10 protein-coding genes are annotated in these 12,007 nt (G+C 59.3%); 2 read left to right on the top strand and 8 right to left on the bottom strand.

The features are described from left to right. Nucleotides 1–168 precede the first annotated feature (168 nt). Both PHQ58_RS16885 and PHQ58_RS16880 read left to right on the top strand, forming a co-directional pair. Nucleotides 169–3,324: an efflux RND transporter permease subunit gene (locus PHQ58_RS16885; RefSeq protein WP_300113058.1), complete on the top strand. Its 3,156-nt coding sequence runs from the start codon at nucleotides 169–171 to the stop codon at nucleotides 3,322–3,324. Next, nucleotides 3,317–4,774, top strand: a complete 1,458-nt coding sequence (locus PHQ58_RS16880; RefSeq protein ID WP_300113056.1) for an efflux transporter outer membrane subunit — start codon at nucleotides 3,317–3,319, stop codon at nucleotides 4,772–4,774. The genes PHQ58_RS16885 and PHQ58_RS16880 overlap by 8 nt, the downstream gene beginning before the upstream one ends. Before the next feature lie 12 nt (nucleotides 4,775–4,786). Here PHQ58_RS16880 and PHQ58_RS16875 read toward each other — a convergent pair whose 3' ends face one another. The 8 genes from PHQ58_RS16875 to PHQ58_RS16840 all read right to left on the bottom strand — a co-directional run bounded on the left by PHQ58_RS16875 (nucleotide 4,787) and on the right by PHQ58_RS16840 (nucleotide 12,004). Continuing rightward, a complete protein-coding gene (locus PHQ58_RS16875; RefSeq protein ID WP_300113053.1) occupies nucleotides 4,787–5,026 on the bottom strand; it encodes a thioredoxin family protein in 240 nt (79 codons plus the stop codon). 29 nt (nucleotides 5,027–5,055) lie between these two features. After that, nucleotides 5,056–6,501: a permease gene (locus PHQ58_RS16870; RefSeq protein WP_300113050.1), complete on the bottom strand. Its 1,446-nt coding sequence runs from the start codon at nucleotides 6,499–6,501 to the stop codon at nucleotides 5,056–5,058. 167 nt (nucleotides 6,502–6,668) lie between these two features. After that, nucleotides 6,669–7,055 carry a hemerythrin family protein gene (locus tag PHQ58_RS16865; protein ID WP_300113047.1) on the bottom strand — a complete coding sequence of 129 codons (387 nt, stop codon included), beginning with the start codon at nucleotides 7,053–7,055 and terminating at the stop codon, nucleotides 6,669–6,671. Nucleotides 7,056–7,080: 25 nt separating this feature from the next. Further along, a complete protein-coding gene (locus PHQ58_RS16860) occupies nucleotides 7,081–8,148 on the bottom strand; it encodes a chemotaxis response regulator protein-glutamate methylesterase (RefSeq protein WP_300113044.1) in 1,068 nt (355 codons plus the stop codon). After that, nucleotides 8,145–8,675, bottom strand: a complete 531-nt coding sequence (locus PHQ58_RS16855; protein ID WP_300113041.1) for a chemotaxis protein CheD — start codon at nucleotides 8,673–8,675, stop codon at nucleotides 8,145–8,147. Before PHQ58_RS16855 ends, PHQ58_RS16860 begins: the two co-directional genes overlap by 4 nt. 1 nt (nucleotide 8,676) lies before the next feature. Beyond that, nucleotides 8,677–9,486 carry a protein-glutamate O-methyltransferase CheR gene (locus PHQ58_RS16850; protein WP_300113038.1) on the bottom strand — a complete coding sequence of 270 codons (810 nt, stop codon included), beginning with the start codon at nucleotides 9,484–9,486 and terminating at the stop codon, nucleotides 8,677–8,679. Nucleotides 9,487–9,556: 70 nt separating this feature from the next. Further along, a complete protein-coding gene (locus tag PHQ58_RS16845) occupies nucleotides 9,557–11,416 on the bottom strand; it encodes a methyl-accepting chemotaxis protein (RefSeq protein ID WP_300113035.1) in 1,860 nt (619 codons plus the stop codon). A gap of 33 nt (nucleotides 11,417–11,449) precedes the next feature. Then, nucleotides 11,450–12,004, bottom strand: coding sequence for a chemotaxis protein CheW (locus PHQ58_RS16840; RefSeq protein WP_300113032.1), 555 nt, complete (start codon nucleotides 12,002–12,004; stop codon nucleotides 11,450–11,452). Between the last annotated feature and the right edge of the window lie 3 nt (nucleotides 12,005–12,007).

Raw genomic sequence — 12,007 nt, 5'->3', positions numbered from 1 at the left:
CGTCCAACGAGAAACAAAAACACGCCCTAGTATTGATCAGCAAGATCAAACCGTAGTCAGAACCTGGAACCAAAAATCATGCGGGTTTCATTGGGAAAATGCGGCTTTTTTGAAGGGGAACTTCAGGCTAGCGCTGCGTCAAGCGCCACGCGCTAAGGAACTACTGCCATGGCAAAGTTTTTTATTGACCGCCCCATCTTCGCGTGGGTCATTGCGCTGTTCATCATCGTCATGGGCTCGGTGGCCATCACCCAGCTTCCCGTTGCCCAGTACCCGCCGGTGGCACCACCGTCCATCGTCATCTCCGCCAGCTACCCAGGCGCATCAGCGCAAACGTTGGAAGACAGCGTGCTGTCCATCGTTGAGCAGGAAATGAACGGCTCGCCCGGCCTGATCTACATGGAGTCCGTAGCCCAAGCCAACGGCACCGGCTCAATCACGCTGAGCTTTCAGCCCGGCACCAACGCCGACCTGGCGCAAGTGGACGTGCAAAACCGCCTCAGCCGCGCCAGCCCGCGCCTGCCCTCAGCCGTTACCCAACAAGGTGTACGCGTAGACAAGGCACGCAGCAACTTTTTGTTGTTTGCCATTCTTTCCAGCGACGACCCCAAGCTGGACCCGGTGGCGCTGGGTGACTACGCCTCGCGCAGCATCGTGCCCGAGATTCAACGCCTACCCGGCGTAGGCCAAGTGCAATTGTTTGGCACGGAGCGCGCCATGCGCATCTGGATTGACCCGGCCAAACTGCAAGGCTTCAACCTGTCAGCGGCTGAGGTCACCGCTGCCATCCGCGCCCAAAACGCCCAGGTTTCCGCTGGTGAAATTGGCAGCTTGCCCAATGTGGCTGGCCAGGGCATTGCCGCCACTGTCATCGTGGGCGGCCAGCTCAGCAGCGTGGCCGAGTTTGGCAACGTGGTGCTGCGGGCCAACACCGACGGCTCTGCTGTGCGGCTGAAAGACGTGGCACGCATTGAACTTGGTGCCCAGGCGTACGCCACTTCAGCGCGCCTTAACGGCAAGCCGTCCACTGGCATTGGTGTTCAGTTGTCGCCCAGCGGCAACGCGCTGGCAACAGCCAAAGCCGTTCGTGTTCGCATGGCCGAACTGGAAAAATTCTTTCCCAAGGGCATGACCTGGGCGATTCCGTACGACAGCTCGCGTTTCATTGAAACCTCGCTGCGCCAGGTCGCCGAGACGTTGGTGGAAGCCATCGTACTGGTGTTTCTGGTGATGTTTTTGTTTCTGCAGGACTGGCGCTACACCCTCATTCCCACGCTGGTGGTTCCAGTGGCGCTGCTGGGCACGTTTGCCACGCTGCTGGCCATGGGTTTCTCGATCAACGTGCTCACCATGTTTGCGATGGTGCTGGTGATCGGCATTGTGGTGGACGATGCGATTGTGGTGGTCGAAAACGTCGAGCGCATCATGAGCGAAGAAGGCTTGTCGCCAGTGGAGGCCACACGCAAGGCCATGGGGCAAATCTCTGGCGCCATCATCGGCGTGACCGTGGTGCTGATCTCGGTGTTTGTGCCACTGGCGTTTTTCAGCGGCTCCATTGGCAACATCTACCGCCAGTTTGCGGCGGTGATGGGCGTGTCGATTGCGTTCTCGGCATTTTTGGCACTGTCACTCACGCCAGCCTTGTGCGGCACACTGCTCAAGCCGGTTGAGGCGGGTCACCACCATGCCAAGAGCGGATTTTTTGGCTGGTTCAACCGGGGCTTTGCCAAAACCGCAAAAACCTACGAAGGCGGCGTGGCCAAGCTGCTGCCGCACGCGGCGCGCTACTTGGTGATCTACCTGGCCATCGTGGCCGGTGCCGCCTGGATGTACCAGCGCCTACCCACCTCGTTTTTGCCCAACGAAGACCAGGGCACGATGCTGGTGAACGTGCAGTTGCCACCCGGCGCCACGCAGGAGCGCACGCTGGCGGTAATGCAACAGGTAGAAGGTTTTCTTTTGAAACAGCCCGAAGTGCAAGGCATGGTCAGCGTGCTGGGCTTCAGTTTCTCAGGCCAGGGGCAAAACGCCGCGTTGGCGTTTGTCACGCTGAAAGACTGGTCTGAGCGCACCGGGCCGAACAGTTCGGCGCAGGCCTTGGCGGGGCGCGCTTTTGGGGCCCTGTCAGGCATTCGTGACGCATTCATCTTCCCCTTGAGCCCACCGCCGATTCCCGAGCTGGGTTCCTCAAGCGGATTCAGCTTCCGGCTGCAAGACCGCGCGGGCTTGGGCCATGAGGCCCTGCTGGGCGCGCGCAACCAGCTGCTGGGCATGGCATCCAAAAGCAAAGTGCTGACCCAGGTGCGCCCCGATGGCCTGGAAGACGCACCGCAGTTGCAGCTGGACATTGACCGCGACCGAGCCAGCGCGCTGGGCGTGGGCTTCGATGCCATCAATGCCACCATTTCCACCGCGTTGGGTTCAACTTACGCGAACGACTTCCCCAACAACGGACGATTGCAGCGGGTCATGGTGCAAGCGGATGCACCGGCGCGCATGCAGCCCGATGATTTGCTCAAACTCAACGTGGCCAACAACAAGGGCCAGATGGTGCCCCTGTCAGCCTTTGCCAGCACCCGCTGGGTTACGGGCGCCATGCAGACTGTGCGCTACAACGGCTACCCTGCCATGCGCATCAGCGGCACCGCCGCCCCCGGCTTCAGCACCGGTGCCGCACTGACTGAAATGGAGGCGCTGGCCAGCCAGTTGCCCCCGGGCTTTGGGTTTGAGTGGAGCGGCACCTCGCGCGAGGAAAAACTGGGCGGCTCCCAAGCCATGATACTGTACGCCTTTGCAATTTTGTCTGTGTTTTTGTGCCTGGCGGCCTTGTATGAGAGCTGGACGATTCCGCTTTCGGTCATTCTGGTGGTGCCGCTGGGTGTGCTGGGTGTGATCGTGGCAACCCTGCTGCGCGCTTATTCAAACGACGTGTACTTCCAGGTCGGCCTGATCACCATCATCGGCCTGTCCGCCAAGAACGCGATTCTGATCATCGAGTTCGCCAAAGACCTGCAAGCCCAAGGCAAGAGCGTGGTGGCTGCGGCGCTGGAAGCCGCGCACCTGCGGTTTCGGCCGATTTTGATGACCTCGATGGCCTTCACGCTTGGCGTGTTGCCGCTGGCTTTGTCGTCTGGCGCGGGTTCTGCCAGCCAGCGCGCTATTGGCACTGGCGTGATTGGCGGCATTCTGACCGGCACCACCCTGGCCGTGGTGTTTGTACCGATCTTTTTTGTGGTGGTGCGCAGCCTGTTCAAAGACAGCGCCCGTCAACAGCAGGTGCATGCGGCACAAGCCGAACACATGGGAGTGCATTCGCATGAATAAGAAATTTATGACTTTTAGGCCTCTATCCCTTATGGGTGTTACGCAAGCAGCTGCACTATTTATAGCAGGTTGCTCCCTCATGCCAACCTACGAACGCCCCGGCGCACCAGTGCCAGCACAGTGGCCCGCGTCAGCCAGCGTGAATGCCGGCGCCACAGCGACCAGCACAGCTGCCAGCGCGACACCACTGGCCTGGCAGGATTACTTTACCGACCCTACCCTGCGCCAGCTCATTGACACGGCGCTGGCCAACAACCGCGACCTGCGTGTGGCCATGCTCAACATTGAGCAGGCCAAAGCACAGCTCGGCATCCGTCGCGCCGACCAGCTCCCCACGCTCAGCGCAGGGGTCACCGGATCACGCACCCCGGACAACAATGGCGCCATCAAAAGTGCTTACACCGCGGGGCTGACCGTCACAGCCTACGAGCTTGACTTTTTTGGCCGTGTGGCCAGCCTGAAGGAACAGGCGCTGAGCCAATACTTGGCCACAGCAGAGGCCGCACAAACCGCGCAAATCAGCCTGATTGCCACGGTTGCGCAGAGTTGGCTAAGCCTGCTGGCAGACGAAGAACTGCTGGCGGTGTCCCGGCAAACCATGGGGTCCCGCGAGGAATCACTCAAGCTGGTGGAACTCAAAATCAAGCACGGTGCGGCGTCTGATTTCGAGTTGCGCGGCGCACAAACCCTGCTGGAAAGCAACCGTGTCACGCTGGCTCAGCAAACGCGCCAGCGCGCTCTGGACGAAAACGCCCTGGTGCTGCTGCTGGGCCAACCGCTCAATGACGCCACCCGTGTGCAATTGGCACGGCAAAACTTGGGCCAGATGCAATTGGCCGAGTTGCCCGCCGGGCTGCCTTCAGACCTGCTCACACGCCGCCCCGACATCCGCCAGGCCGAGCAAAACCTTATTGCCAGCAACGCCAACATCGGTGCGGCCCGTGCGGCATTTTTCCCGCGCATCAGCCTCACTGCCGGAGCCGGATCAGCCAGTTCGGAGCTCTCTGGTTTGTTCAAAAACGGCTCCTGGGGCTGGACGCTGGCACCGCAACTGGTGCTGCCGATTTTTGACGCCGGGCGCAATCAGGCCAACCTGGACGCCTCCCGGGCTGGGCGCGACATTGCCGTGGCGCAGTATGAAAAATCCATCCAGAGTGCCTTCCGTGAAGTGGCTGATGCCCTGGCCAGCCGCGCCACACTGGCGCAACAACTGCAAGCCAGCCAGGCGCTGCTGGACGCAGAAACCTCGCGCAGCAGCCTGACACAACTTCGGCTGGACAACGGCGCTGCCAACCAGCTTGACTGGCTGGATGCCAAACGCAGCCTGTTTGCCGCCCAGCAAGCGCTGGTGCAAACCCGACTGGCCTACCTCCAAAACCAGATTGCGCTGTTCAAGACGCTGGGCGGTGGAGCCAACGCGCCAGTGCCTGCGGCCAGCGCGGCCGATTGACACCGCCAAGCGTCAATCAACGGCCAACCACTTCTGCACTTCAGCCACGGTAGGGATGCGCCCGCTGCTCACCAGCTTCTCATTGATGACCAGTCCCGGTGTCGACAACAGGTCATAACCCATGATCTGCGCCATGTCAGACACCTTGACAAAGTCAGCTTGCAGATTGGCGGCCGCAACCGCGTCTCGTGCCACCGCTTCAAGTTTGCGGCAATTGGCACACCCGGGGCCGAGAATTTTGATCGTGAGCATTCATTTTCTCCTTGAAAGCGTGAGTACATTCAGGCCGCTGCCTGCGCGGTTTGGCGTCTTTTCATCCACCCCAGCGCAGTTGCCAACAGCAGCAGCCACAGGGTCAAGGCCAAGGCCATTGGCACCCAGCCCAAGCCATCCACCCAGGCGCCATAAAGCAGACCTGCGCAGGTGCTGAACAGCGCCACCAGCAACACATAGGCAGCGGTTTTGGTGTGGCCAATGACAACCGCCACCATCAACATGCTTTGCAGGCTGAGTTCGGGGTCGGCCATCAGGTAAGCGAGCAGCGGGCCGGGGTGCATGCCCAAGTCAAGAAACATGCGCGCCACCGGCACCTCAACCAACGTGGGGAAATACATGAACACGCCAAAGCCCACGGCCACCAGGTTGGCCAGCGCGGTGTTGCTGCCCGCCAGGCTCTCGATCCATTCCGGGCGGATCACCTGGCGCACCATGCCCACAATGAACACACCCGCCACCAGCAGGACAAAAATCTGCTTCACAAAGCGCCAGGTTTCCCACAGCCAGGCATGCCAGTCGTCACCGCTCAGTTGCCGGGCAAAATGCCATACCGCCCACAAGGCCAGCGCCATGCCAAACACGCGCCCGGTCAGCCCAACCTCCAGCATCCCAGGCACCGGACTCAGGCGCATGGAAGCTACCAGCAAGGTGGTTGCGGCCAAACCCATGGCCACCCAAGTCCACCGATTGGCGCCTTCAACAATGTTTTCCAGCCCCTTCCAGGCCGTCACGCCAATCAGCAGCAGCAAGCCTATCAACACCGACCCCTGAAAATTCACACCTTCTTCACCTTTGGCGGCATCAAACGGCACCCAGCGCATCAGGGTCGCCTGCCATGGCTGCGCCCAGGGCAGCGGCATATCCAGGGTGAAGGCCGCAGCCGTCAGCGGCCACAGCTTAAGGGTGCCCGCCAGGAGCAACCCCACCAGCGACAGCAAAACGCCCAACGCCGCGGGTGCCATGCTGGCCTGCTGGGCAAACAAGGTGTCGGTTTGTGCGTCGTGGCTGGCATCATCACGCCAAAAAATCATGGCCATCAACAGCCCAATGCCAACGCCAAACAACAGGCACAGCAGCAGCCGCGCCACCGCAAACTCAGGCCCCAGAATGCTGCCGGTGTAGGCCAGCGCCATGATGTTGCCTGCGGGCGCAAAAAACAAGAAGGTCATGGCCGGGCCAATACCCGCGCCCTTTTTGTAAATACCTGCAAACAGCGGAACGATGGTGCAGGAGCACACCGCAATCAAAGAGCCCGCCAGTGCCGCAGCCGGGTACGACACATAAGGAGGCGTGTTGCGCCCAAGCCAGCGTGTGATGCTGGCCTTGGGAATCAGCGCAGTCATGGCGCCCGCAATAAAAAAAGCAGGCAACAGACACAGCAGCACATGGGCCGCCAGATAAGAGGCCAGGCTTGCGGCACCTCCGTTGAGCATCTTCCAGGTCAGTTCCATGCCGACACCCCCACCAAAATTCACGTTTATTCTGCGCAATTGGTGGGGCGATGGCAATGATTTATCGCATGACTCTGCTGTTTGTCACCCATTTTTGGCGCACTTTGGCGCAGGCATTCAACAGTCAGTCTGGCCAGAAAATGACGCGGCTCTGGCTCGGCATGGTATCAACCCTGCTTGGCAATGAACGCGGCAATGGCGGCATCGTCATGGGGAATGTGGCGTATGGCCCAGTCAGCCATCAGGTTCTCAATGGCAGCCTGGTTCACCTGCCCTCGACCAACATCCTGGCTGATCAGGTTGAGCCGTGACAGCAGGCTGTTGTGGTAATCGACGTGGGCCTTGGCACCCGGGAAGTTGACACTGCGCATCAACGCTTCTTCGTGCTCAAAATGCTCACGGGTGTGCTTGTAAAGCAGCATAAGCGCCTTGCGCAGTGCGGGCGACTCACCTGCTGCCTCGATCACCAAGGTGGTCAGTTCAAACAAATGCTGGTGTTGGGCATCAATGTCACTTTGGCCAATTTTGTAGGTGTCTTTCCATTCCAACTTCATGGGATTTTCTCCAAAAAATAATCTTTTATCGCACCATCACGCCTGACAACTGCTGCATGATCTCGCGGCCAATGGCGGTCAAGGGCACGGTCTTTTCAACCCCGCCACGCTTGACAGCTTCTTTGGGCATGCCATAGACGACACAACTGGCTTCGTCTTGTGCCACCGTGCGGGCGCCGGCCTTGCGCATTTCCATCAGGCCTGCCGCGCCGTCATCGCCCATGCCGGTCATGATCACGCCCAGCGCATTGGCGCCGGCGCATTTGGCCACCGACCGGAACAACACATCCACTGACGGGCGGTGGCGGTTCACCAGCGGGCCGTCCATCACCTCCACGTAATACTGCGCGCCCGTGCGCCGCAGCAGCATGTGCTTGCCACCCGGCGCAATGAGCGCCCGGCTGTTCACCACGCGGTCGTTGTTTTGCGCTTCTTTCACTTCAATCTGGCACAAGCTGTTCAGACGCTCGGCAAAGGCTGCGGTGAATTTCTCAGGCATGTGCTGCACGATGACAATGCCCGGCGTCACACGTGGCAGGCTGGTCAACACCACTTCAAGCGCCTGGGTGCCGCCGGTAGACGTGCCTAAGGCGACCACCCGCTCAGTGGTCTGGATCATGGCGCTGTGTTTGCCAGCCGCGGGCATGATCACGTCAGCGGTGTTTTTGGCCGTTGCGTGCAGCACCTTCATGTTCGCCTTGGCCGCTGCCTTGACGGCAGTCACCAAGTCTTCAGACGCATCTTCCAGAAACTGCTTTAAGCCGATTTTGGGCTTGGTGATGATGGCGACTGCCCCGGCAGCCAGCGCCAGCATGGAGGTTTGTGCACCGGCTTCGGCCAGCGTGGAGCAAATCACCACCGGCGTCGGCTTCTCAGCCATCACCAACTTCAGGAAGGTGATGCCATCCATGCGCGGCATTTCAATATCGAGCACGATCACATCAGGCCACTGCACCTTCATGCGGGCAATCGCCAGAATCGGGTCGGCCACGGCGGCCATCACCTCAATCTCGGGGTCTTGTGCCAGCTGGCTGGTCACCACCTGACGGACCACCGCCGAGTCGTCCACCACCAACACCTTGATTCGACTCATGATTTACATCCTTCTGCGGGCTGGGCATCAAGCTCCAGCGCCGAGGGCTTGACCTGGCGTGACCACACGTCACCCTTGCTCAAATCAAAAATGATTTGCCTGTGGCCAAAGCCAAACAGGTTCTCTTTGGTCACCTTGATACCGCGCAAATGCAGCAGCTCGCGTGCGGCCATCCCATTGCGCTGCCCCACCTTGATGCCATTGGCGTGACCTTGGCCCGGAAACATGTTGCTGCCGCCAAAAATCTTGGCCTGGCACTCTTGCGGCTCCACGCCGCGGGCGCTCAGGTCGTCAATCATCAGCTGCAGGGCTTCGTCACCGTAGCGGCCATCGAGCTCGCTGCGTTTGACGGCATGGCCGCGCGTGGGCAACAAAAAGTGGGACATGCCGCCCAGGCAAGTCTCTGGGTGCCATAGCGTGATGGACACGCACGAGCCCAGAATGGTGCGAATCTGAAACCCGGCATCCGCCACAAACAGCTCACCCGGCTGCAAAAAGATGTCCAGCAAATGGCTCAGCTTGGCCATGTCAGAGCGGCTTTTGGTAAATGGAAGGCGCCACCATTTGCACCGCCGAGCTGATGTCATTCAAGCTCTCGGAATGCCCAATACAAAAGTAGCCGCCCGGCTTGATGGTCGAGATCACCCGCGCCACCACCTCGCGCTTGGTCTCATTGTTGAAATAAATCATCACATTGCGCAAAAATACCATGTCGAACTGGCCAAGCTGCGGCAACGGCGTGTTGAGGTTGAGGTGGCGAAACATCACCTTGTTGCGCAGCATGCCGTCAACCAACAAGTGCCCTTCATACTGCCCACCACCCTTGCGACAAAAGCGGCGCAAATAGTCAGGCGGAATGTGGCGGCCACGCTCCATGGAATACAGCGCACGGCGCGCGCCCTCAATCACCCGGGTGCTGATGTCGGTGCCCAAAATTTCCCACGGCGTGGTCTGCATGCAGTCCGCCAACACCATGGCCATGCTGTAAGCCTCTTCACCGCTAGAGCTGGCAGCACTCCACACCCGATACGGTTGTGTGCGGCTGCGCGCCGCCAAAACCTGCGTACGCATGAATTCAAAGTGCTTGATTTCCCTGAAAAAATAGGTCTCGTTGGTGGTCAGCAAGTCGACAGCGATCTGCACCTCTTCAGGGTGCTGGCCGCCCGAGAGCAGTTTGAAATACGCGCCAAAGGTGTCAAGCCCGTGCGCGGCCAACCGCTTGCCCAAACGCCCGGTGACCAGGGCCTTTTTGGCATCAGCCATCGAAATGCCTGCTGCGTCAAAAATGAAACGCTGAAACTGCGCAAATTCAGCGTCGGTGATGGGATTGGCCTGCAATGTGTGTCCTTGAGTTTTATATGCATTTTATGCCTCTAGCCCTTATGAAACAAGCGCTAGTAGCTATGCTTTAAGTAGTACCTGATCTGCCAATCCTGAAGAATCGCATGGTCTGCTGCAACTGCTCGGCCTGGCCACTCATCTCTTCAGAGGTTGCCGCCAACTCCTCTGACGCCGAGGCGTTCTGCTGGGTGGTCTGGCTCAACTGTCCCACCGCGGCATTGATCTGGCTGACACCGCTGGTTTGCTCGGTGGAAGCGGCTGTGATCTCTTGCACCAAATCAGATGTTTTACGGATGTTGGGCACAATGTCAGCCAGCAATTTGCCCGCCTTTTCAGCCAGCGCCACGCTGCTGCCTGCCACTTCACTAATCTCCTGGGCAGCCACCTGGCTGCGCTCGGCCAGTTTGCGCACTTCTGCTGCCACCACCGCGAAGCCCTTGCCGTGCTCACCGGCTCTGGCGGCTTCAATGGCGGCGTTCAAGGCCAGCAGATTGGTTTGTGCCGCAATGTCATCAATGATGCCGATCTTCTTGGCGATTTGTTTCATGGCTTCCACAGTGGCGGCAACGGCCAGCCCACCATCTACCGCGTCTTTGGCGGCCTTGCTGGCCATGCCGTCGGTCATTTTGGCGTTTTCGGTGTTTTGGGCAATGCTTGCCGTCATCTGCTCCATGCTGGCGCTGGTTTCTTCAACCCCGGCGGCCTGCTCGCTAGCGGCCTGGCTCAAAGACTGCGCGGTGGCGCTGATCTGATCCGACGCGCTGGCCAGCGCTTGCGCACCACTGTTCACATCGTTCACCACATGCGACAACTTGCCCACCATCGACTTCAGGGCAAACAACAAGCTGCTCTGGTCGTTGGGTTTGATGGCAATCATCAGCGTCAGGTTCCCAGCCGCTACCTCTTGGGCAATCGCTGTGGCGTAGGTGGGCTCACCACCGAGTTCGCGCAACAGGTTACGAATGATCAAAAACGAAAACACCAACGTCAAGACCACAAAGAACAAGGTGGCGGCCAAATAGATGAGGAAATTTTGGTACGCCTTGACCGCGCCACCCTGCGCCGTTTTCAAAATGTCGCCTGAAAGGCCTTGCTCAATGTAACGAATGGCATCAATGCGCTGGGTCGACTGGTCAAACCAGGCCTCGCTGGCCACACCGTATTGGCCGGCCATGTTTTTCTCCAACACCAGTTGGCGCATTCGGCCCACTTCTTTCGAGTGAGGCTGCCGGTCAACGGCTTGAAACGCCTGCTTCTCAGCCTCAGTGGCGTAGGTCTGGAACACCTCAAAATTAGTGTCCTGTTTGTACAAACGCGCCATAAACCCCTGCATCTGGGCCATGTTGATGGTGTCAGACACAAAAATGCCGGTTAAAAAAGCCCGCTCCTGGCCGGCCCATTCCTTGCCTTTGATCAGCGCAAAAAATGCCGTCATCTTGCGCGCCACCGATGGGTCAACGTCTTGCACGCTGATGGCTGCCAACGATTTGAGCAAGGCCGTGATGGTCTCGGTGTAATACAAGGCGGTTTGTGGCCCGGTTTTTTTCAGGGCCGAAATGTCAGCCCGCGCGGTGGCCAGGTCTGCCAGGCGCTGCAGCGCCGGCGCCACCAGAGTTGGTGCGGCCTGGGCGGCGTTTTTCAACACCCCAATGCTGCTGTCGGTGACTTCGCGGCGTTTGCTCACCACGTCGCCAAATTTTGTGCCGCCCGAGGTGCTAAAGCCGGTGCTGCTGCCGCGCTCAATTTGCAGGTTGTGCACCACGTCGCTCAAGGCCACGGCCATTGGCATCAGCAACGCGGTCTCGTTCGCACTCTTGTACTTGCCCCATTCATTGGCAGAGCCCAAACCAGCGGCCACCAACAAGGCCAGCAAGGGGAGTGACACCAGCAGCAGCAGTCTGCTGACAATGGACTTCAGAAAATTCATGGTGTTTCCCCTGTTGTATTGGGCCGGGTGTGGCTAGGCCACCGATTCGGCCACTGCGCCCAACTGCCCCATTTGCCCGATCTCTTCCATCGACAACACCCGGGCGACGTTGAGCAAAATCACAAATTTGCCATTCACCTTGGCTATGCCTTCGATGAACTCACTGCGGATCTTGGCGCCAAAACTGGGCGCGGGCTCGATCTCACTGGTGGGGATTTCAAGCACGGCCTGCACCGAGTCCACCACCACACCCATGTTCTGGTGTTCACCCTCAATGGCCGTGGGCACTTCCACAATCACGATACAGCTGCTTTTGATGACTGGCGTGCTGGGCTTGCCAAAGCGGTTGGACAAGTCCAGCACCGGCACTACTGCACCGCGCAGGTTGATGACACCACGTATACACGCGGGCATCATCGGCACTTCTGTCAGGTTGGCGTACCAGATGATTTCCTTGATACACAGAATGCTGATGGAGAACATCTCGCCCCCCAGATTGAAGGTCAGGTACTGCCTGTTTTCGACAGCGGCCGCTCCGGCCAGTTGCGCAAGCGATGCCTGCGCGTCAGTTTTTACCAGTGCATTCATGTC

Source organism: Rhodoferax sp. (assembly GCF_028688795.1).
Taxonomy (GTDB): Bacteria; Pseudomonadota; Gammaproteobacteria; order Burkholderiales; family Burkholderiaceae_C; genus Rhodoferax.
The sequence above is the reverse complement of the archived record's forward strand: the minus strand, read 5'-3'. Positions and strand labels throughout refer to the sequence as shown.

Coding starts and splice junctions, on each gene's coding strand:
- PHQ58_RS16885 (WP_300113058.1), top strand. CDS start 169: ATGGCAAAGTTTTTTATTGACCGCCCCATCTTCGCGTGGGTCATTGCG.
- PHQ58_RS16880 (WP_300113056.1), top strand. CDS start 3,317: ATGAATAAGAAATTTATGACTTTTAGGCCTCTATCCCTTATGGGTGTT.
- PHQ58_RS16875 (WP_300113053.1), bottom strand. CDS start 5,026: ATGCTCACGATCAAAATTCTCGGCCCCGGGTGTGCCAATTGCCGCAAA.
- PHQ58_RS16870 (WP_300113050.1), bottom strand. CDS start 6,501: ATGGAACTGACCTGGAAGATGCTCAACGGAGGTGCCGCAAGCCTGGCC.
- PHQ58_RS16865 (WP_300113047.1), bottom strand. CDS start 7,055: ATGAAGTTGGAATGGAAAGACACCTACAAAATTGGCCAAAGTGACATT.
- PHQ58_RS16860 (WP_300113044.1), bottom strand. CDS start 8,148: ATGAGTCGAATCAAGGTGTTGGTGGTGGACGACTCGGCGGTGGTCCGT.
- PHQ58_RS16855 (WP_300113041.1), bottom strand. CDS start 8,675: ATGGCCAAGCTGAGCCATTTGCTGGACATCTTTTTGCAGCCGGGTGAG.
- PHQ58_RS16845 (WP_300113035.1), bottom strand. CDS start 11,416: ATGAATTTTCTGAAGTCCATTGTCAGCAGACTGCTGCTGCTGGTGTCA.
- PHQ58_RS16840 (WP_300113032.1), bottom strand. CDS start 12,004: ATGAATGCACTGGTAAAAACTGACGCGCAGGCATCGCTTGCGCAACTG.